This window comes from Cellulosimicrobium sp. BMG9.22 (genome assembly GCF_059159975.1).
The window spans coordinates 94,468-114,150 of sequence record NZ_JBZGBY010000009.1 but is presented as its reverse complement, the minus strand read 5'-3'; the positions used below and the strand labels follow the sequence as shown (position 1 = coordinate 114,150).

At 71.4% G+C, this 19,683-nt stretch carries 18 protein-coding genes and 1 tRNA gene; 11 read left to right on the top strand and 8 right to left on the bottom strand.

The genetic code is table 11. From position 1 onward, the window contains the following. Window position 1: 1 nt before the first annotated feature. The 3 genes from AC4H2H_RS08960 to AC4H2H_RS08950 all read right to left on the bottom strand — a co-directional run bounded on the left by AC4H2H_RS08960 (window position 2) and on the right by AC4H2H_RS08950 (window position 1,459). Window positions 2-388 (bottom strand): hypothetical protein, encoded by a 387-nt coding sequence (locus AC4H2H_RS08960; protein WP_494370454.1) that lies wholly within the window; start codon window positions 386-388, stop codon window positions 2-4. 22 nt (window positions 389-410) lie between these two features. Continuing rightward, a complete protein-coding gene (locus AC4H2H_RS08955) occupies window positions 411-1,037 on the bottom strand; it encodes a hypothetical protein (RefSeq protein ID WP_494370453.1) in 627 nt (208 codons plus the stop codon). Window positions 1,038-1,171: 134 nt separating this feature from the next. Further along, on the bottom strand, window positions 1,172-1,459 hold the full coding sequence (locus AC4H2H_RS08950; RefSeq protein ID WP_494370452.1) for a hypothetical protein: 288 nt from the start codon (window positions 1,457-1,459) through the stop codon (window positions 1,172-1,174). Between the two features lie 424 nt (window positions 1,460-1,883). Here AC4H2H_RS08950 and AC4H2H_RS08945 point away from each other — a divergent pair, with 424 nt between their 5' ends. Further along, window positions 1,884-2,405, top strand: coding sequence for a MarR family winged helix-turn-helix transcriptional regulator (locus AC4H2H_RS08945; RefSeq protein WP_494370451.1), 522 nt, complete (start codon window positions 1,884-1,886; stop codon window positions 2,403-2,405). Window positions 2,406-2,417: 12 nt separating this feature from the next. On the opposite strand, the gene AC4H2H_RS08940 is transcribed toward AC4H2H_RS08945, so the two are convergent. Next, entirely contained in the window at window positions 2,418-2,651 is a 234-nt protein-coding gene (locus AC4H2H_RS08940; RefSeq protein ID WP_494370450.1) for a hypothetical protein, read from the bottom strand. Window positions 2,652-2,754: 103 nt separating this feature from the next. Continuing rightward, window positions 2,755-3,453, bottom strand: coding sequence for an HAD-IA family hydrolase (locus AC4H2H_RS08935; RefSeq protein ID WP_494370449.1), 699 nt, complete (start codon window positions 3,451-3,453; stop codon window positions 2,755-2,757). Here AC4H2H_RS08935 and tmk point away from each other — a divergent pair. Continuing rightward, window positions 3,452-4,255: a dTMP kinase gene (gene tmk, locus AC4H2H_RS08930; RefSeq protein WP_494370448.1), complete on the top strand. Its 804-nt coding sequence runs from the start codon at window positions 3,452-3,454 to the stop codon at window positions 4,253-4,255. The two genes, AC4H2H_RS08935 and tmk, sit on opposite strands and share 2 nt — an antisense overlap. Next, window positions 4,252-5,388 (top strand): DNA polymerase III subunit delta', encoded by a 1,137-nt coding sequence (locus AC4H2H_RS08925; protein WP_494370447.1) that lies wholly within the window; start codon window positions 4,252-4,254, stop codon window positions 5,386-5,388. The genes tmk and AC4H2H_RS08925 overlap by 4 nt, the downstream gene beginning before the upstream one ends. Before the next feature lie 22 nt (window positions 5,389-5,410). Here AC4H2H_RS08925 and AC4H2H_RS08920 read toward each other — a convergent pair whose 3' ends face one another. Continuing rightward, a complete protein-coding gene (locus AC4H2H_RS08920) occupies window positions 5,411-6,400 on the bottom strand; it encodes a TIGR03557 family F420-dependent LLM class oxidoreductase (RefSeq protein ID WP_494370446.1) in 990 nt (329 codons plus the stop codon). Between the two features lie 66 nt (window positions 6,401-6,466). After that, a complete protein-coding gene (locus tag AC4H2H_RS08915; RefSeq protein WP_494370445.1) occupies window positions 6,467-6,841 on the bottom strand; it encodes an SHOCT domain-containing protein in 375 nt (124 codons plus the stop codon). Window positions 6,842-7,057: 216 nt separating this feature from the next. Here AC4H2H_RS08915 and AC4H2H_RS08910 point away from each other — a divergent pair, with 216 nt between their 5' ends. The 8 genes from AC4H2H_RS08910 to AC4H2H_RS08875 all read left to right on the top strand — a co-directional run bounded on the left by AC4H2H_RS08910 (window position 7,058) and on the right by AC4H2H_RS08875 (window position 15,022). Beyond that, window positions 7,058-7,681, top strand: a complete 624-nt coding sequence (locus tag AC4H2H_RS08910) for a hypothetical protein (RefSeq protein ID WP_494370444.1) — start codon at window positions 7,058-7,060, stop codon at window positions 7,679-7,681. Window positions 7,682-7,792: 111 nt separating this feature from the next. After that, entirely contained in the window at window positions 7,793-9,331 is a 1,539-nt protein-coding gene (locus AC4H2H_RS08905) for an alpha/beta hydrolase (RefSeq protein ID WP_494370443.1), read from the top strand. A gap of 113 nt (window positions 9,332-9,444) precedes the next feature. Beyond that, window positions 9,445-9,520 (top strand) — tRNA-Thr (locus tag AC4H2H_RS08900). A 157-nt stretch (window positions 9,521-9,677) separates the two neighbouring features. After that, window positions 9,678-9,908, top strand: coding sequence for a helix-turn-helix transcriptional regulator (locus tag AC4H2H_RS08895; protein ID WP_494370442.1), 231 nt, complete (start codon window positions 9,678-9,680; stop codon window positions 9,906-9,908). 290 nt (window positions 9,909-10,198) lie between these two features. After that, the gene (locus tag AC4H2H_RS08890; RefSeq protein ID WP_494370441.1) at window positions 10,199-11,080 is read left to right on the top strand and encodes a DUF11 domain-containing protein; all 882 of its coding nucleotides are present in this window, start codon (window positions 10,199-10,201) and stop codon (window positions 11,078-11,080) included. Between the two features lie 216 nt (window positions 11,081-11,296). Beyond that, window positions 11,297-12,682 (top strand): DUF1254 domain-containing protein, encoded by a 1,386-nt coding sequence (locus AC4H2H_RS08885; RefSeq protein WP_494370440.1) that lies wholly within the window; start codon window positions 11,297-11,299, stop codon window positions 12,680-12,682. 94 nt (window positions 12,683-12,776) lie between these two features. Beyond that, the gene (locus AC4H2H_RS08880; protein WP_494370439.1) at window positions 12,777-14,066 is read left to right on the top strand and encodes a DUF1254 domain-containing protein; all 1,290 of its coding nucleotides are present in this window, start codon (window positions 12,777-12,779) and stop codon (window positions 14,064-14,066) included. Further along, window positions 14,063-15,022: an HAD family hydrolase gene (locus AC4H2H_RS08875; protein ID WP_494370438.1), complete on the top strand. Its 960-nt coding sequence runs from the start codon at window positions 14,063-14,065 to the stop codon at window positions 15,020-15,022. The genes AC4H2H_RS08880 and AC4H2H_RS08875 overlap by 4 nt, the downstream gene beginning before the upstream one ends. Before the next feature lie 88 nt (window positions 15,023-15,110). On the opposite strand, the gene AC4H2H_RS08870 is transcribed toward AC4H2H_RS08875, so the two are convergent. Beyond that, window positions 15,111-19,577, bottom strand: a complete 4,467-nt coding sequence (locus AC4H2H_RS08870) for a DUF7507 domain-containing protein (RefSeq protein WP_494370437.1) — start codon at window positions 19,575-19,577, stop codon at window positions 15,111-15,113. Window positions 19,578-19,683 lie beyond the last annotated feature (106 nt).

The window sequence follows — 19,683 nt, the reverse complement described above, 5'->3', positions numbered from 1 at the left end:
TCTACCGCTCGTCGTCGTTCGGGGCGGTGTACTCGGGGACTGCCTCCTGGCACTCCACCTGCGCCTCGTCGGGGGTGCCGGCGGTGGAGTCGCTCCCGACGGAGATCCCGCCCTGCTGGTCGGCGCCGAGGGCGATGTTCCCCTCGCCGTCGATGATCGCGTCCACGCCGTGGTCGAGCAGGCAGTCGAGGTAGTCCTGGGTGGCCTGGTCGACCTCCTGAGGAGAGGCGTCTTCCGCATCGTCCCCCGAGCTGCTGCCACCCCCGGCGTCGGGCTCGGTCGAGGTCTCGAGGGACGGCGGCGGGTCGTCGGTGGCCGGCGCGGTGCACGCCGCCAGGAGCAGCGTCGTGCTCGCCAGGGCGGCGAGAAGAGTCGTCGTGCGCATCATGGGTCGTCCTTCCGGGAGGGGTCTACGGACCTACGGCGATGGTGAAGCCGGCACCGCGCAGGCACTGGTTCTGATCGGGCTCCGAGGCGTCGAAGGTCGCCTTGTCGAGATCGTCGTTCTCGAGCTCGCGTTCGAGGTCGTCCGGGGAGTAGTCCGCCGGCACGGCGCCGAGCCCCTGGAGGCACTCGACCGCGACCGCGAACGGGTCGGCGAGCAGGTTCGGGTTGTTCTGCTGCTGGACGTAGGTCGCCTCGATCTGCATGGTCGTGTCCATCGCGCAGTCGCCGCCGCGCTCCATGTACTCGTCCAGAGCTTCCTGGGTGCCGGTGGTGATCGATTCGGGCGGCGTGATCTGGTAGATCCCGTCGGGTCCCATGACCCAGGTGTCCTCGTAGCCGAGGTCGCTCATGCACGCCTCGTACCGCTGGAACGCCTCCTCGTAGTCGGCGGGGTCGATGCGACCTGTCTCGACGGCGCGTTCGAAGACCTCCCGCTCGAAGTCGGAGATCTCGGGGTCCGCGAGCTCCTGCTCGAAGATCGTGACGAGGCTGTCGGCGATCTTCTCGCCCGAGGTCGGTCCGTCGTCCGGCTCGGCCGCAGCGCTGCAGGCGCCCGCGCCGAGCGCGACGAGTGCCGCAACGAGAAGCATGGACGGGAGGGTTGTCGCTCGATCGCGTGTGCGTCGTGGCACGGGGAATCAGCTCCAGGAGTGACGGTCGGGACTGGTCCGGACACACCACGGGTGGGGGTGCGTGCACGCACCCCCACCCGTGGTGTGCTGTGTCAGCGGAACCAGACGGTGGCGCGGTAGCTCGACGACGTGCCGGAGTCCGCCCACGCGTACGAGGACGCGGAGTACCACGCGGACAGTGCCGAGCGGCTGCCGTGCTGGGCGTAGGAACGTCCCTCCCAGCCGTTGTTCGTGGTGGTCGTCGCCTTGGAGTAGTTCGAGGCGGCGTGCAGCGTGTAGTACCCGGCCGCCGAGGCGGCGCTCCCCGAGAACGCGAGGCCGACGGTCAGCGCCGTCGCGGCGACCGCGGTCGCGACGGAACGCTTTGCTCCCTGCTTCATGATGTCCCCTTGCTTGGTGATTTCTGCCGGCCAGGGCGGCGCGGCACACAAAGCATGAGAGGCGATGGTGCGCGGGCGCAATGCCAATCTCAAGGCCTGAGACCGTGGAAAATTCAATAGATGAATCGCGCCATTCATCGGCTGGTCGCTGGCTGCGACAGAAGGGCGACGTGGTCGCGTCGCCGTGACCCCCGGTCCGTGAAAAACCTCCATCAGACCGGCATCGATGCAGGTCATAGGGATTCTGTGTGCTCGGGTCACGAGTATGGCGACCGATGCCGTGCTGATTCACGAGTGCCCCCTGCGCCTCGATCTACTACGTTGTCGTCCCGACGCTAGGGCCCGTGCCTGGGTGTGGCCTGGGAATTAAGTAGGAGCTCGCTGGTGATTGCGAGCCGCGCCGCGTGGATCAAGAATACCTCGGGTGCGAATTGTTTGTGCACTAAGAAATGCGTGGCGAAGTGCGCTATCGTCCTGCTTCGTGAGTGCAGAGACGAAAGATCCGCTCGAGCTCGAGGCTCAGCTGTGTTTCGTCCTCTCGGTCGCGGCTCGGGGGCTGGTCGCACTGCATCGCCCGCACCTCGAACCGCTCGGGATGACGCATCCGCAGTACCTCGTGATGCTCGCGCTGTGGCAGGGGCCGGGGGAGTCGGGGCGTGCCACGGTCACGAACCTCGCCGACCGGCTGCGGCTCGACCCGGCGACGCTCTCCCCGCTCCTGAAGCGGCTCGAGAGCGCCGGCTACCTCCGGCGTGCGCGGTCCACCGAGGACGCGCGGGTGGTCGAGGTCCTCCTCACCGCGCGCGGCCACGAGCTCCGCGGGTCGGTCGAGGGGGTTCCGTCGGCGATCGCGACGGCGACAGGTCTGGGGCCGGGCGACCTCGACCGGGCGCTGGCGCTCGCGTCGAGGATGGTCTCCGCCGTCGAGGAGGCGAACGGCGCTTGACGGCGGGCCGCGTCAGGACTCGGCTGGTGTATCCCGGTCCCCGTGCTCGACGACGTAGCTGCGGCCGTCCGGGCCCGTCACGCGCTCGAACCGGGTGCGCAGCTCGCGGTCGCGGTCGCGCTCCGCGGCGGAGACGCCGCGGCCGTCCGCGTCCTGCCGCCCGAGCTGAGCCGGGCCGAAGATCGGCAGGAAGCCCTCGGTGATGCGCATGCCGAGCGTGCGCAGGTCGTCGTCCTTGCGAGCCACGGTGCGTCCTCTCGTCCCGGGGAATGGTTGGTGCACCAACCATTCGGCGTCGAAGGTGGTCGCCGCCGCGCTGCGCGCGGGCGTCTGCTGACCGGGCGAGCGGTCAGGCGTCGGTGACGCGCACGCCGTCGGGCCCGACGGCGAGGCGTACCGCGGCGAGTCCCGTCGCGACCGCGTCGGGTGCGGGCGAGGTGGCGGCGAGCTCGGCCGCCGAGTGCGTCCCGGTGACGGCGAGCACCGCGCACCCCGCCGCGCGTGCCGCGGCGATCCCCGCCGGGGCGTCCTCCACGACCAGGCACCGCGCGGGGTCCACCCCGAGGCGCTCGGCACCGAGGAGGAACGGGTCGGGTTCGGGCTTGCCGCGCACCACGTCGTCGGCCGTCACGACGACCGACGACGGCTCGAGGCCCGACGCGGCCATGCGCACCGCCGCGAGGGGGCGCGTGCACGACGTGACGATCGCCTGCCGCTCGGGCGGAAGCACGGCGAGCGCGTCGCGGGTGCCCGGCAGGAGCGTCACGCCGTCGGCGTCCTGCAGCTCGAGCTCGTGGATGCGCTCGTACGCCGCCTCCACCCGGTCCTCGGGCAGGAGGTCGGCGATGAGCGTGCGCGCCGGGGTCCCGTGCTGGACCTGGAACTCGTCCGGGTCCGGGATCCCGTTCTCGGCGGCCCAGCGCCTCCAGCTCCGGTCCACGGCGGGGACCGAGTCGATGAGCGTGCCGTCCATGTCGAACAGCACGGCGTCGAACGTGCGCCCGGCGAACGCGACGCCGGGGGAGGGCAGAGGAGCGGGGTCGGGCATGGTCCTGAGGCTATCCCGGCTCGTGTCCGACGCCGCGGATAGGGTGGTCGCCGTGAGCGCACCCGGGTACTTCATCTCCTTCGAGGGCGGCGACGGCGTCGGCAAGTCCACGCAGGCGCGCCTGCTCGGGCAGTGGCTCGGTGAGCTCACGGGCCGCGAGGTCGTGCTCACGCGCGAGCCGGGCGGCACGGACCTCGGCAAGGAGCTGCGCGCCGCCGTCCTGCACGGGCAGGACATGGACGCGCGCACCGAGGCCCTGATCTACGCCGCGGACCGCGCCCACCACGTCGCGAGCCTCGTGCGCCCGGCGCTCGGGCGCGGCGCGATCGTCCTCACGGACCGCTACCTCGACTCGTCCGTCGCCTACCAGGCCGGTGGCCGCGAGCTCGGCGCGGACGAGGTCGAGCTCATCTCACGCTGGGCCGTCCAGGACCTCCTGCCGGACGTGACGATCCTCCTCGACCTCGACCCGGTGGTCGCCGCCGCGCGGATCCGTCGCGAGCACGACCGCCTCGAGCGCGCGGGCGCGGAGTTCCACCGGCGCACGCGCGAGGCGTTCCTCTCTCGCGCCGCGGCCGACCCCGAGCGCTGGATCGTGCTCGACGCCTCGGCCCCGGTCGACGACATCCAGGCGCAGATCCGGGTCGACGTCGCGGTGCGGCTCGCGCTCACGCCCGTCGTCGAGGAGGCGGAGGACACGGTCGCGGCACAGCCCGACGACGGGTTCGACGACTCCGACAGCGCGATCGGGTACCGCGCGGGCCTGGGCACCCCACCCGCACCCGAGGGCGGCACCGCGTGAGCGTCTGGGACGACGTCGTCGGGCAGGAGCAGGCCGTCGCGACGCTGAGCGCCGCCGTGGCCGACCCGGCGGCGATGACGCACGCATGGCTGATCACCGGACCGCCGGGCTCCGGCCGGTCGAACGCGGCGCGCGCGTTCGCGGCCGCGCTGCAGTGCAAGGAGGGCGGGTGCGGGCACTGCCAGGCGTGCCGGACCGTGCTCGCCGGGACGCACCCCGACGTCACGCTCGTCGCGACCGAGCTCGTCACCATCAAGATCGACGAGGTGCGCGACCTGGTGACCGTCGCGAGCCGCAGCCCGTCCCAGGGCCGGCGCCGCGTCATCGTCGTCGAGGACGCGGACCGCATGGCGGAGCGCACCACCAACGTCCTGCTCAAGGCCATCGAGGAGCCCGCCCCGCACACGGTGTGGATCCTCTGCGCGCCGAGCCCGCAGGACGTGCTCGTGACGATCCGCTCGCGCTGCCGCGGCGTCGTGCTGCGCGTGCCGCCGGTCGAGGCCGTGGCCGCGCTGCTCGTCCGGCGCGACGGCGTCGACGAGCACGTCGCGCTCGTCGCGGCCCGCGCGGCGCAGAGCCACATCGGCCTCGCGCGGCGCCTCGCCCGGGACGCGCGGGCGCGCGAGCGGCGGATGTCGGTGCTCGCGCTCGCACGCCGCGTCCGCGGGGTGGGTGACGCCGTGCTGGCCGCCGGCGAGCTCGTGGAGCTCGCGCAGGCGGAGGCGAAGGCCGCGACCGAGGAGCGCGACGCCGCGGAGAAGGCCGAGCTGCTGCGCACGCTCGGTGTCGCGGACGGCGAGACCCTGCCGCCCCGCCTGCGCTCGCAGCTCCGGGAGCTCGAGGCGGACCAGAAGCGCCGCGCGACGCGCCACCAGCGGGACGTGCTCGACCGCGCGATGGTCGACCTGCTGTCGCTCTACCGCGACGTGCTCGTCGTCCAGCTCGGGGCGGAGGTCGAGCTCGTCAACGTGGAGAGCGCCGAGACGGTGCGCACGCTCGCCGAGGACTCGACGCCCGAGCAGACCGTGCGACGCATGGACGCGATCGGGCTCACGCGCGAGCGGCTCGAGGGGAACGTCGCGCCGCTGCTCGCGGTCGAGGCGATGGTCGTCGCGCTGCGTCCGCAGGGCTGATCCTCCGGCCGCGGCGTGGCGGTCAGGTCGTCGGAGCGGCGTCCCGCAGCTTCTCCAGCAGCGGTCCCGCCGCCTGCTCGAGGAACTCCCGCTGGCCGACCTCGCCCACCTGGACGAGGGCCAGGTCCGTGAACCCCGCCTCCCACCACGCGGACGCCGCCTCGACGATCGCGTCGAGGTCGGGACCGCACGGGATGGACTGCGCGACGTCGTCGGGCCGCACGAACTGGCTCGCGGCCTCGAAGGCCTCGGTGGTCGGCAGGTCGGCGTTGACCTTCCAGCCGCCGCCGAACCAGCGGAACTGCTCGTGCGCGCGCGCCACCGCGGTCTCCGCGTCCCGGTCCCAGCAGATCGGCATCTGCCCGACGACCCGCGACGGGGCGAGGTCGGCCCGCTCGCGCGCCGCGGACCACCGCTCCACGACGTCCGCGGCGGGCTCCGTGGTCACCAGGTGGTCGGCGAGCGGCGCGAACCGCTCGACCGACTGCGGCCCGGAGACGGCGATGCCGATCTCGACCGTCTCGTCGGGCAGGTCCCAGACCTTCGCCGAGTCGACCCGGTAGTGCACGCCCTCGAAGGTGAGCCGCTCGCCGTCGAGCAGGGAACGGATGATCTCCACGGCCTCCTCGAGCATGTCGTGCCGCTCGCCGACGGCCGGCCAGCGCTCGCCCACGACGTGCTCGTTGAGGTTCTCCCCGGCACCCAGACCGAGGGTGAACCGGTCGTCGGAGAGGAGCGCGACGGTCGCCGCCTTCTGGGCCACCACGGCCGGGTGGTAGCGGATCAGGGGGCACGTCACGTAGGTCATGAGGCCGACGCGCTCGGTCGCCTGCGCGACCGCGCCCAGCACGGACCACGCGTAGGACGAGTGGCCCTGGGCGTCGAGCCACGGGAAGTAGTGGTCGCTCGTCACCTCGAAGTCGAAGCCGACGCGCTCCGCGTGGACCGCGTGCTCGACGAGCGCTCGCGGGCCGGACTGCTCGGTCATGAGGGTGTAGCCGAAACGGGTCATGCCTCGATCGTGGGACGGGCCGGGCGCACCCGCACGTGGTGCACCCGGCCGGTCATGCTCCGATGGTCAGGCGAGCGCCTTCGCCTTGAGCTGCGCGAACTCCTCGGGCGTGATCGCCCCGGAGTCGAGCAGCGCCTTGGCGTGCGTGATCTGCTCGGCCGGAGAGGCACCGGCGACCTGGCGGATGTAGGAGTCGGTGTCCTGCTTGGCCTGGACGACGGCAGCGGTCTGCCGTTCCGCCATGCCACGACCACGCGCGATGAGGTACACGAGCGCGGTGAGGACCGGCAGGAAGATGAGGAAGATGATCCAGACCGCCTTCCACCAGCCCGAGAGGTCCCTGTCCCGGAACAGGTCAGCCACGATCTGGAACAGGACGAGCAGGTAGGCGATGAAGAAGAAGCTCCACACGAGGAGCCAGAAGAAGTCCCAGAAGTCCACGGTCGCGCCCTTTCTCGACGGATCCCCGTACACGTGCACGGCCGGCTGCCGCGCACCAACACGCCGAACCTAGCGACGATGCTGCCGTCGCGCCCGGTGAAAGCCGGGTGAACCGGGCGAAGGTGCCGTTCGTCTCGTCCCGCTCGTTCCCACCACGGTCACCGTCTGGTCACGATCAGGAGCCCCGTCGCGCGGTGGCGCCGCACAGGGTCCACCATGGTCGCGCAGCCGTCGCCGATCGAGGAGATCCCCATGGTTCCCACCCGCCGTCCCGCAGCACGCTCGGCCCGCGTGGCCCCGATCCTCGCCCTCGCCCTCGCGGTGACGCTGCTCGGGGCGTGCGCGTCCGAGACCGACGGGGGCGGGGACGACCCGACCGCGACCGAGGACTCCGCCGAGCCCAGCGACGACGCGTCGGAGGAGCCGACCGACGCCGGCGAGGAAGGGCATCCGGACGCCGCGACCATGGCCCTCGAGGCCGGAGCGCACGGGATGGGGCTCCCCGAGGGCGTCGACGGGCAGATGGAGGGAGGCACGGGTGCCGCGTGGACCGCGGAGCCCGGCCTGCTGTACGTCGTCACGTACGGGTCGAGCACGTGCCCCGTGCTCGCCGAGGCAGACGCGTCGGTCGAGGGGAGCGACGTCGTCGTGACGTTCGTCGAGGTCCCAGCCGACGCCGTCTGCACGATGGACCTCGTGCCGGCCACGTCTGTTGTCGGGGTGCCGGACGAGGCCGACCGGGTCGGCGAGGTGAGCGTCGTCCTCGGGGACCAGGGGACCGTCGTCGTTCCCGCTGCCGCCGACGGCGTCACGGGCGAGGCGGCGTGGGTCGAGGAGTAGCCGCGCCGCCGGCGCGCCCGCCGCAGCCCGCCAGGTGAAGAGCGCGTGAAAGGACGGTCCCCGGATCCCGGACCGTCCTGAGCGCCGGAGGCGAGCGGCTACCGTGTCCGGGTGACGATCTCCTCCCGTCGCGGCGCGCTCGCGTGCGCCGTGTCCCTCGTGCTCGCCCTCGTCGTGGGGGCGTGCTCTGCGCCCCCCAAGATGCAGACCCCGGCCGACGACGTCGCGGCGACGGCCCAGGGCACCGGCGAGACGGGACCCGAGGGTTTCGAGGACTTCTACCAGCAGAGCCTCGCGTGGGAGGACTGCGACGCCGGGTGGGAGTGCACGACGGCGCGTGCCCCCCTCTCGTGGGGCGACCCGGGGGCGGGCGAGATCGAGCTCGCGCTCAAGCGCCTGCCGGCCAGCGGTGAACGGATCGGGTCCCTGCTCACGAACCCGGGTGGCCCGGGGGCGTCCGGCGTCGACTTCGTCGGGTCGCTCGCACCGACGGTGGGGGAGCGCGTCACGGGCGCCTACGACCTCGTCGGGTTCGACCCGCGCGGCGTCGGGCAGTCCACGCCCGTGGTGTGCCTCGACGACGCCGCGAAGGACGAGGCGCTCTCGAGCGACTACGGCACCGACGAGGCCGGGCTCGAGGCGCTCGCCGGGGACCGCCGCGCGTGGGCAGACGCGTGCGCCCAGAACACCGGCGACCTGCTCGGCCAGGTCGACACGCAGAGTGCCGCCCGCGACATGGACATGTTGCGGGCCGTCCTCGGCGACGAGAAGCTCGCGTACCTCGGGTACTCCTACGGCACGAGCCTCGGAGCCACGTACGCGGGGCTGTTTCCGGACAAGGTGGGTCGCCTCGTGCTCGACGGCGCGCTGGACCCGACGCTCGACGCCGACGAGGTCGCCGAGCAGCAGGCCGTCGGATTTGAGAGCGCCCTGCGCGCCTACGTCGAGGACTGCCAGGCCGGCCCGGACTGCCCGCTGGGCGGCGACGCGGACGACGGGATGCGCCAGATCCGCCAGCTGCTCGACGCCGCGAAGGACGACCCGCTGCCGACGGACTCCGACCGGCGCGTCACCCAGACCCTCGGCTTCTACGGCGTCGCGGTGACGCTGTACAACGACGCGAGCTGGCCGGTGCTCACCCAGGCCCTCACCGAGGCGTTCGAGGAGGGGACCGGCACGCTGCTCCTGTACCTCGCGGACTTCTACAACGACCGCAACCCGGACGGGACCTTCGCGACCAACTCCTCCGAGGCCTTCCGGGCCGTCAACTGCCTCGACGCGCGCCAGGACGACGACCCCGCCGCGATGCAGGCCCAGCTCGAGCGTCTCCAGGAGGAGGCGCCGACCATGGGCTCGTTCTTCGCCTTCGGCGGCCTCTCGTGCGAGGGCTGGGCGTACCCCGTCGTCGAGCAGCAGGCCGACCTGCACGCCGAGGGCGCGCCGCCGATCGTCGTCGTCGGGACGACCAACGACCCCGCGACGCCGTACGTGTGGGCCGAGGGCCTCGCCGAGACGCTCGACTCCGCCGTCCTGCTCACCTGGGAGGGCGAGGGCCACACCGCGTACGGCCGCTCCAACGCGTGCGTGGGCGACGCGGTGGACGCCTACCTCGTCGACGGGACGGTGCCCGAGGACGGCCTGCGCTGCTGACCCGGAGGGTGCCCGACGGCGGTCCTGGCGGCCGCTTTGGAATCTGCCCCGGTCGTTGGGTACAGTAGGCGCTCGTTGCCCCCGGGTTCGCGGAGCGGACCAGGATGCAGCACGCCGCCTTAGCTCAGTCGGTAGAGCGATTCACTCGTAATGAATAGGTCGTCGGTTCGATTCCGACAGGCGGCTCCACCAGAGGCCCCTGACCTGCGGAGACGCAGTCGGGGGCTTCTTGCATACCCCAGCTTCGATCCTCCAAGGCATCACTTTCGGGCTACTTTCACCGGCGATGTGGCCCGGCGGAGCACGTAGGAGGATGCTGGAAGTTGCCTGCCCGCATAGGGCGTGCATGACGGCGACACGCATCCAGACCCCTGCCCCAGCCATCGCGCCGCGGTACCTGACGACCGTCGAGGCGGCCCGCTACCTCGGCTACCGCCCGCACACCTTGGAGACGTGGCGGACGACCGACGACGGGCCAGCCTGTCTCCGTATCGGGCGCACCGTGCGGTACGACATCGCCGACCTCGACGCCTGGGTCGAGGCCCAGGCGATACGGACCGCCGCCAAGGCCGCGTGATGCCCGGGAGGCACTACGCCCGGGCGAACTCGGCCGCATCCGCTTCTACCCCCACGGGGACGGCCGAGTCCGCGCCGAGGCCTACTACGCCGACGCATCGGGTGCTCGCCGCCGCGCAAAGACGCTCGCCCGCAATGAAACCCTGGCACGCAGAGCCCTCGTCGCCAAGGTCGCAGAGCTCAGTGCACCGTCCGACGAGCAGGAACCGGCCGGCCCTGCCTTCGAGACAGTGCGGGACGCGTGTCTCGCGTGGGTACCAGCCGGACCCGACGCCGCAGGACCTCGGGACCGTGACGACGCAGGTCGTCGCGGTGGCGGACGTGTCGATCACCAAGACCGCCTCCGCCGTGGAGGCGGTCGCAGGGTCGACGCTCGAGTACACGTTCGTCGTCTCGAACGCCGGTCCGTCGGCCGCGCGTGACCTCCAGTTCACCGACGGGGGTCCGGCCGGGGGACTCGGCGGCGGCCTCCAGGCCGGCGCCAAGGGCGCACCGGCGTGCCCCGTGACGGGCGTGAGTTACGCCTGCCAGATCCCCGAGCTCCTCCCGGGCGAGTACCTGACTCTGACGATCCCCGTGACGAGCGACCCGTCGATCCCGGAGGGCACGGTGGTGACCAACACCGTGCGGGCCGAGAGCTCCGTGACGGACCCCGTGCTCGAGAACAACGCCGACTCCGCCTCGGTGCGGTTCGTCCGCAGCTCCGTGCTCGGGCTTACCAAGGCGGCCTCGGTCGCCACGGCGGGCGTGGGCGACGAGGTCGCGTGGACCCTCGCTCTCGTCAACCAGGGTCCGTCGACGCTGGAGGACGTCGCGGTCACCGACACGCTCCCTCCCGGCCTCGAGCTGGTCGGCGCCGACGAGCGCTGCACCGCCTCGACCACGGGGGCCGGCACGGCACGGGTGGACTGCGCGGTGGCGACCCTCCCGCCCGGCGAGAGCACGTCCTTGGTCGTGCGGACCCGCGTGGCGCCGACGCACCGGACTTCCCCGTCAACGTCGCGACCGCGGCGGCCGACGGCGCGCCGCTGGTCAGGGCGGACGCTGCGGTCGGCGTCGAGCGCTCCGCCGGGACCGGTGGTGGCGCCGTGCCTCCCGGCGACCGAGGTCCCGACATGGCGCAGACGGGCCTCGACGCGTCCCAGCTCCTGCTGGTCGCCTTCGCGCTCGTGATCGTCGGGCCCGGGTGCGCGACGTTGACCGCGACGTCGCGGTCTTGTGCCCGGGAGACCGGCATCTGACAACGTACCGCGACCGCGCGCAGCCCGTGCCCCGGTGGTTGCACGCGATGCGGCGGCCCCACACGAAGGTGGGTTGATTGCGGTCGCGCCCCGGTGGGAGCTGTCGTAGCGTCGGCTGCGTCATGCCCGGAAGCCCTTGGAGGCACGGATGGACCGCACGACCGACTACCGGTTCGACCAGGGCTTCCCGGACGAGCGGACGGTGCAGGAGGCCTACGACCGCAGCGATTTCGCGCGAGCCGTGGTCTGCTACAAGCATTTCTTCCCTGCAGTGTCGGGCGTCGCGATCTTCGCGGGCAACGAGAAGGTCGGCGTGGTGGCGAACGAGGTGTTCGGGACCATGGACACGCGGCCTGGGCAGGTCGGTCTCACGCTGAACTCCGACACGCCCTATGCGCCGGTGCTCCTCGACCTGTCGGCGGGTCCGATGGTCGTGGAGATTCCGCCCGGGCCGATTCTGGGCGCTGCGATGAACGTCGACCAGAGTTGGATCGCGGATGTCGGGATTCCCGGGCCGGATGCGGGCCACGGGGGAGAGCACGTGCTGCTCCCGCCGGGGTACGACGGTCCGGTCCCCGAGGGTGCGCACGTCGATCGCGCCCTGGGTAGCCGGGTGGTGGTCGGGTTGCGCGCCATCCCCCAGGGCGGCGACGTCGCGGCTGCGTTGGAGCTGCTGCGCTCGGTGCGTGTGCGCCCGGTAGAGGACGACGGCGGTTGGCGGGAACCCACGTGGGTTGACCTGACCGGGACACCGCAGGACACGACGCCGAACGAGGTGCAGGGGACCCTCGAGTACTGGCGTGTGCTGCACGAGTACCTGCGGACCGAGCCTGTGCATCCCGAGGACCGCGCCTACGTCGGCGAGCTTGCGGTCCTCGGGATCCGGGCCGGTGAGCCGTTCGACCCCGACGACAGGCTCAGGGGCATCCTGACGGCGGCTGCGAGGGAGGCGGACGCGCAGATGCGCGTGCAGTCGTTCGCCGACCGCCGGCCGGACCGGGTGGTCTGGGAGGACCGCGAGTGGGAGTGGGTCACGCTGCGCCCGGAGAACGCTGCGTTCGAGACCGGGGGACACGTCGACGTGGACGCCCGGCAGACGTGGTTCTACCAGGCCATCGCGACCTCTCCCGCGATGTTCCGGCGTCAGGCCGGGGCGGGTTCGGTGTACTGGTTCGTGGCCCGCGACGCCGACGGCGCCTACCTCGACGGGGGGCGCACGTACCGCCTGCGGGTACCGCTCCCGGTGCCCGCGTCGTTGTTCTGGTCGCTCACGGTGTACGACGCGAAGTCACGCAGCCAGATCGACGCGGCGCAGGGCCGTGCGGCCCTGCGGTCGTTGTTCGAGCTCGCGCAGCGGCTCGACGGCGACGAGGTCGAGCTGGTCTTCGGCCCGCAGCCGCCCGCCGACGAGACCGCGTGGGTGCAGACCGTGCCGGGGCGCGGATGGTTCGCGTACTTCCGGGTGTACGGGCCGCAGGAGTCGGCGTTCGACGGCGCGTGGCGTCCGGGTGACGTGGAGCCCATCGAGTCCTGACCGAGCGCGTGGGCGGCACCGGTCGCCCGTGGGAGGAGCTGTCGTGCAGCATGCAGGTACCGGGTCGGTCGACCGAGGCGTCCGCCGGAGGGCGGTGGAGTGCGCTGTCTGGGGCATGGCGGCGGTGAACTACGAGCTGATGCGGGCCCGGCTGGCGCCGGCGGGCGATATCGAGTTCGTCTACTGGTCGGGACTGCTCGACTCGGACAACCAGACGCTCACCCCCAACCCCGACCTGATCTACTACATGGCGTTCCTGGACCCGGGCCGCGACGGACCCCTCGTCCTGGACATCCCGCCCAGCAGCGGCGACAACGCCCTCAACGGGAACGTGTGCAACATCTGGCAGGTCCCGCTCGAGGACGTCGGGAAGTTCGGGGCGGACGCGGGTGCCGGCGCGAGGTATCTGATCCTGCCGCCGGGCTACGACGGCGTGGTCCCCGAGGGCTACGTCGTCCTGAGGTCCGACACCCGGCGTGTCTACGCGCTGCTGCGCTCGGTGCTTCCCGAAGGCACCCAGGAGGCCCTGGACGCCGGGCTCGAGTACTGCCGGCAGATCAAGGTCTACCCGCTGGCCGAGGCGGACGACCCGCCGGAGACCTCCCGTCGTGACCTGCAGGGCGAGGTCGTCGACACGCGGATCCCGTACGACGTCCGGTTCTGGCAGGCGCTGCACCAGGTCGTCCAGGACGAGCCGTGGTTGCCGCGGGACCGTGCCTTCGCGGAGATGCTGGCGGGGATCGGCATCCGCCGGGGCGAGCCCTTCGACCCGGATGCCCAGCACGTGGCAGTCCTGGAGGACGCTGTCCAAGATGCCCACGACTGGCTGCGTGAGCTCTACGAGCACAAGCCACCGTTCGTCGAAGGCCGGCAGTGGTTCTTCCCGGCCGGGAGCGACTTCGCCGCGGCGCAGAGCACCAACTACGCCGACGACCAGGTCTACCCGTACACCGACCGCGCCGTGATCTATCAGATGGCGTTCATCGGGCTCAAAAGGATCGGCGTCGGCCAGTTCTACCTCGTATGCCTGAGGGACGCGAACGGCGACCTCTTCGACTCGGCGCGGACGTACCGGCTCCGCGTGCCGGCCGGGGTACCCGTCTCCCAGTTCTGGTCCGTCACGATGTACGACGCCGAGGACCACACCTTCGTCCGCGACGCCACGAAGTACTCCGTCTCGTCCCAGACCCCCGGCCTGGAGGTCGACGACGACGGATCCGTCGTCGTCTACCTCGGCCGCGACCAGAGCGACGGGCCGACAGCTAACTCGATCAGCCCCGCAGGCTCGAGCGGCTTCGAGCTGATGTTCCGCTTCTACGGCGTCAAACCCGAGGTGATGCACAAGCAGTGGACGCTCGAAGACGCCGAACCGACCGACACATGAGCGACCCCGAGAGCGGCGCCACCGCCGCCCCACGACCGCTGCCGTCATGGACCGACGGTCCGACGCGCACGGCCATCCTGACCTTCGTCGACGACGTGTGCAACGGTCGTGACGCGCTGCCAGCAGCCGAGCGCGTCGCCGTCTTCGACAACGACGGGACGCTGTGGCCCGAGAAGCCCGCACCCACCCAGCTGCACTTCGTCGTCGAACGATGGCGCGCCGCCGCCGCAGCGGACCCGACGCTGCTGGGGCACCAGCCGTACCAGGCCGCATCCTCAAGAGACATGGGCTGGTTCGCGAGCGCACTCGAGCGGCACCAGCACGGCGACGACACCGACGTCCGAGCCATCGTCGCTGCCCTTCTCGCCACCACATCCGCCGTGAGCGTCCAGGAGTACCACCACGCGGCCACCCAGTTCTACCGCACCGCCCAGCACCCCACCCTGGACCGGCCCTACCGGCTCACGGTCTTCCAACCCATGATCGAGCTGCTCCGTCACCTCGAGGAGCACGACTTCACCTGCTACATCGTCTCCGGTGGCGACCGCGACTTCATGCGGTCCAACAGCGTCGAGTTCTACGGGATCCCGCCCGAGCGCGTCATCGGCTCCGCCGTCGGGTTGACCTACGACACCGAGACGAACGACCTGCGATACACCGAGGCGCTGGACTTCCTCGACGACGGGCCGCAGAAGCCCGCGCGCATCTGGTCCCGCCTGGGACGGCGACCCGTCCTCGCGGCCGGCAACGCGGACGGAGACATCCCCATGCTGACGTACACCACCGGCAGTCCCAGATCGCTCGCCCTCCTCATCCATCACGACGACGACACCGGGCGCGGGGACCAGCCCTACGACACAGGCGCACAGCAGGCCCTTGCCCAAGCCGCCGACACACCCTTCACCGTCGTGAGCGTCCAGGACGACTGGGCGCAGGTGTTTCCCGACCAGGGCTGAGCCTGGACCTCATGGGCCACACGATCGATGCGTGATGGCCGGGCCTTGCTCGGTGCGGGGCGGCGGTGGCCGCTGTGGCCGGTGAAGGTCAGGCGAGCTGCGGTCGCCGCGTTCGGGTCCAGATCGCGGCCGCACCGAGAGCAGTCAGGATCAGCGCCAGTCCGAGCAGCCCTCGCGGGTCGTAGCCGGTGGCGGAGAGGTCTGTCGCAGCGGCGCCCGTCGCAGACAGCGCGGCGGTCGACGGGTCGGACGTGACGTCCGCTCCGTCGGGTCCGACGCCGCTCACGACCGCGGTGTTGGTCAGCGTCCGTTCGTCGGCGTCCTGCTCGGTCACCACGTAGGTCGCGGTGCACACGACGCTGGTCCCGGGTGCGAGCTCGCTGGACCCTGCCGGGCACTGGACGACCGGTGTGGGCCCAGAGCCGCTGAACGACGTCTCGCTGACACCCACACCGGTGACCGGGACGCTGCCGGTGTTGGCGACCACGAACCGGTAGGTCAGCACCGTGCCTTCGGTGAGGGCGCTGACGCGGTCCGGGTCGACCGTCTTGGTCAGGCTCAGCGCGGCGCCGCTGGTCGCCTGTTCGGCTGCGAGCACCACCGAGGACACCTCGGACTCCACCGGCTCACCGGTGACCCCCGCGGCGGTCCCGGTCGCGGCGGCCACGTTGTCCACGTGCGTTGCCCCGACATCGGCGCCGGTCGCGGTGTAGCTCGCGGTGCACGTCAGTGATGCGCCGGGGGCCAGCTCTCCGGCCGGGCAGACCGGAGCTGGGGTGGTGCCGGTTCCGGTGAACGTGACCTCGTCGATGCCGATGTCGGTCATGGTGGCGTTCCCGGTGTTGGTGACCTGGAAGTCGAAGGTGATCGGCTGGCCCGCGGTGTAGGTCGCCGCGTCGGCGCTCTTCACCACGGACAGCTCGGGCGCGACGATGGCCGTCACGACCGCCTCGGCCGGTTCGCTGAGCACCGGGGCCGCCGCCAGCGCGGCCACAGCCTCGAACGGCTCGCCCAGCGGCGAGGTACCCAAGGGGGTGCGGTCCTCCGGTGGGCTGCCTTGCGCGGTTGCGGTGTTCTGCACGCCTCCCGCGTCGATGTCGGCCTGTGTCGCGACGTACGTCGCGGTGCACGTGACTCTTGCCGCCGGGGCCAGTGATGCGGCCTCGGGCGGGCAGGTCACCACGGGGGCCGTCCCCGTGCCGGTGAACGAGTCCTCCACGACGGCGACGTCCGAGACCGTGACGTTCCCAGTGTTCGTGACCTCGAACGAGTAGGTGATCTGTTCACCCGCGGCGGCCACCGCGGTCGGCTCGGCCGACTTGATCAAGGTGAGCGCGGGGGAGGAGGCGAGCTGGACGATCTTGGTCGACGGCGCCGAGTCCGTCGGTGCGCCGGTGGGGCTGGTGCCACGGGCGAAGGCCCGGTTCCAGAGGCCGCCGGAGTTCACGTCGGCCTGGGTGATCGGGTACGACGCGGTGCAGGTGACGGTGTCTCCCGGCGCCATCGAGGCGGCCTGCGGCGGGCAGGTCGGCACGAGAGCGGCCGGGGCGCCGGTGAACACGTCCTCGACGATGCCCACATCGGTCAGGGTGCGGTTGCCGGTGTTCGTCACCATGAACTCGAAGTCGACGACGCTCCCCGCGACACTGACGAACGGCCCGGACGCGGTCTTGGTCATGGTCAGGTTCGGGTTCTCGACAGCTGTGACGACGGCGGTGTCCGGGTCGGAGGAGATCAGACCGGCGGAGGTCGTCTGGCCCGAGGCGACCGCCGTGTTCGTGACCTGGCCGGCGTCGATGTCCGCCTGCGTCACGACGTAGGTGGCGGTGCACGTCACGGTCTCCGATGGAGCCAAGGATGCTGCCGCGCCCGGGCACGCGATGACCGGCGGTGTGCCCGTGCCGGTGAAGTCGGCTTCCGCCACGGACACTGCCGTGACCGGAACGGTGCCGGTGTTCGTCACCGCGAACGAGTAGGTCACGCTCTGACCTGCTGCGCTGACCTGGTCCGGGGATGCGGTCTTGACCAGGGTCAGGGACTCGACCGGGTCGACCTGCACCGTCGCGGTGGACGGATCCGCGGGCGGCGCCGGTACTCCACCGGTGGTCACGCCCGTCGCGGTCGCGGTGTTCTCGATCGTCGCGGCGGCCATGTCCGCCTCGGTCACGGTGTAGGAGCCGGTGCACTCCACCGACTCACCGGGCACCAGCGACGGCGCCGGCGCGGGGCAGGTGAGCACGGGGGGTGTGCCCGTGCCGGTGAAGGCGGCCTCCTGCGCGGACCCGGACAGCGAGACGTTGCCGGTGTTGGTGACCTTGGCGGTGTACTCGATGACCTGCCCTGCCGCGCTCACCGCCTGCGGGTCGGCGGTCTTCGTGACGATCAGCGCGGGGTCAGGCTCACCGGCCACACTGGTGCCCGACGGCGCCGAGACGTCCGCTCCGGCCGGCGGGGTGCCGGTCGCCAGAGCCTCGTTGGTGAGCGTCCCTTCGTCGACGTCGGCCTGCGCCACCGTGTAGGTGGCGGTGCACACGACCTGGTCCGCTGGCGCGAGGCTGGCAACACCCGGCGTGCAGTTGATGGCCGACAGCGGGCCCGCGCCGGAGAACGAGGTCTCGGCGACCGCGACGTCGGACAGCGTGGTGTTCCCCGTGTTCGTCACGACGAACGAGTAGGTCAGCTGCTGCCCGACGGTGAACGAGGCGGGGTCGTTCGGGGCGACCGACTTGACCAGGTCGATCCCCGGCTGACGGTCCACCGTGAGTTCCGCGCCCGACGGCGGCGACTGCACCGGGCCGGCCGAGCTCGACCCGGTCGCCGTCGCCTCGTTCGTCACGGCGCCCGCATCGACGTCGGCCTGGGTGAGCTCGTAGGTGGTGGTGCACGTCGCGACACTCTGCGGCGACACGACGCTGCGGTCGCACTCGGCGGCGGGCAACGTGCCCGTGCCGCTGAACTCTGCCTCCTCGATGCCCAGTTCGGTGACGTCGACGTTGCCGGTGTTGGACACCTCGTAGGTGTACGTGACCACGTCCCCCGCCGCGGAGGCGGTCAGTGGTGACACGGTCTTGGCCAACGACAGCTCCGGCTGAGCCACCTCTGCCGACGTCGAGGTGCTGGCGGTGTTCGACACCTCGACACCCCCGGTGTCGGGCACGTTGGCGGTCGCGTAGGCGGTGTTGACGACCTTGCCGGTCAGCGGTCCGGGGACGATGTCCTCGACGGCGATGACGTGCGGGACGTCCGAGGTGCACGTCACGAGGTCCTGCGGTTCGAGGGTCGCCGGTGGGCAGGTGACCTGGTCGGCCAGCAGCGGGTCGAGCACGGTCACGTCGGTCAGGGGCTGGGTCCCGGTGTTCGTGGCCGTGAACGTGTACGAGATGGTGTCCCCGGGGCCGATCAGGCCGTCGCCGTCCAGGTCTGTCGGCTGGTCGGCCTTGGTGAGCGTCAGATTGATGGGGCGAGGCGCGTTGTAGAAGTCGCACGTGCTCACCCGTAGGAGATTGGTGGACACGTTCTGCTTCATGGCCCCCGGGGGTCCCGTGGGTGGTGGTGGCGGTTCCGGAGAGCTCCGCTTGTGGCATATAAACCACGCCGAGTAGCCGCCTGAGTCGCCCGAGATGGTCGTCTCGGACGCGTCGACGAACGCGTCGGTAGGAGTCGCGCCGATGAACTCCACCACGGTCGTTGCCCGTGCAGTTGGACCGGTGGTCGCCGACCCGAGCACCAGCCCGCCCTTGGTAGCGATCGTGATCGCGAAGTCGTCCGCCGGGTCGACCCGGTCCTGGACGTACTTGTTGATGCGGACCTTCGCCACCACCACCCCGAACGCCACGCCTTGGCGACCCGTCTCGCCGTTCTGGATCGACACCTGCATGAAGGACGGGCTGTCCGCGGCAAGTCCCGGGGCGCCGTAGCGAACGTCCGCGTCGCTGCCCGAGCACGTGACCGTCGTGGTGCCTACGCCCTGGAAGTCCGAGCATGCGTTGCGCGGCAGCATCTGCGTACGCATCGGCTTGTCCGACGTCCACGTGTTGCTCTCGCCGGTCGTGGTGGTCTCCGCGTCGGCCGCGACGAGGGAGTACCGGGTCACCGGGGATCCGTTGGCGTCGCGCATGACGATGTTCGACATGGTGATGGTGCTCGTGGCCGCCTGGTCGACGGCTTCACCCACCTGGTACAGACCCGGCAGTCCGGCAACACTGCGGGCAATGGACGAGGGGCCGCCGAGGAAGGTGTCGGTGACGACCGGCAGCGGCGACGGCGCGAACGGGCGACCAGTTCTCGTCAGCGTGTAGCTCAGGGTGTAGCCGCTGTTGCGGAAGGACATGACCATCTCCTGGCCCGCAGCACTGCCCGCCAGCGACTCGTCGTACGCGCTCATGTCCAGCCAGCACAGCGGTAGATCCTCGTCGGTCGCGAGGGTCGAGTAGTTGCAGCCCTGTCCTGTCGGCGCGGCGGTCACGGGGACGGCAGCGACCACCAGACCCGCCAACGCCAACGCGAGGGCGAGCACGGCCGAGACGAACTTGCGTGGGCTGGGGAGAACGGCCATCTGCTCGACCTCGTCGCTCGCAATCCGGCGGGTGTACTGGCCGGCGGCAGAACGCGCCCCGGTCGCGTCGAGGCCGGCACGTCGGCCGGTTCTCGGATCGCAGCGT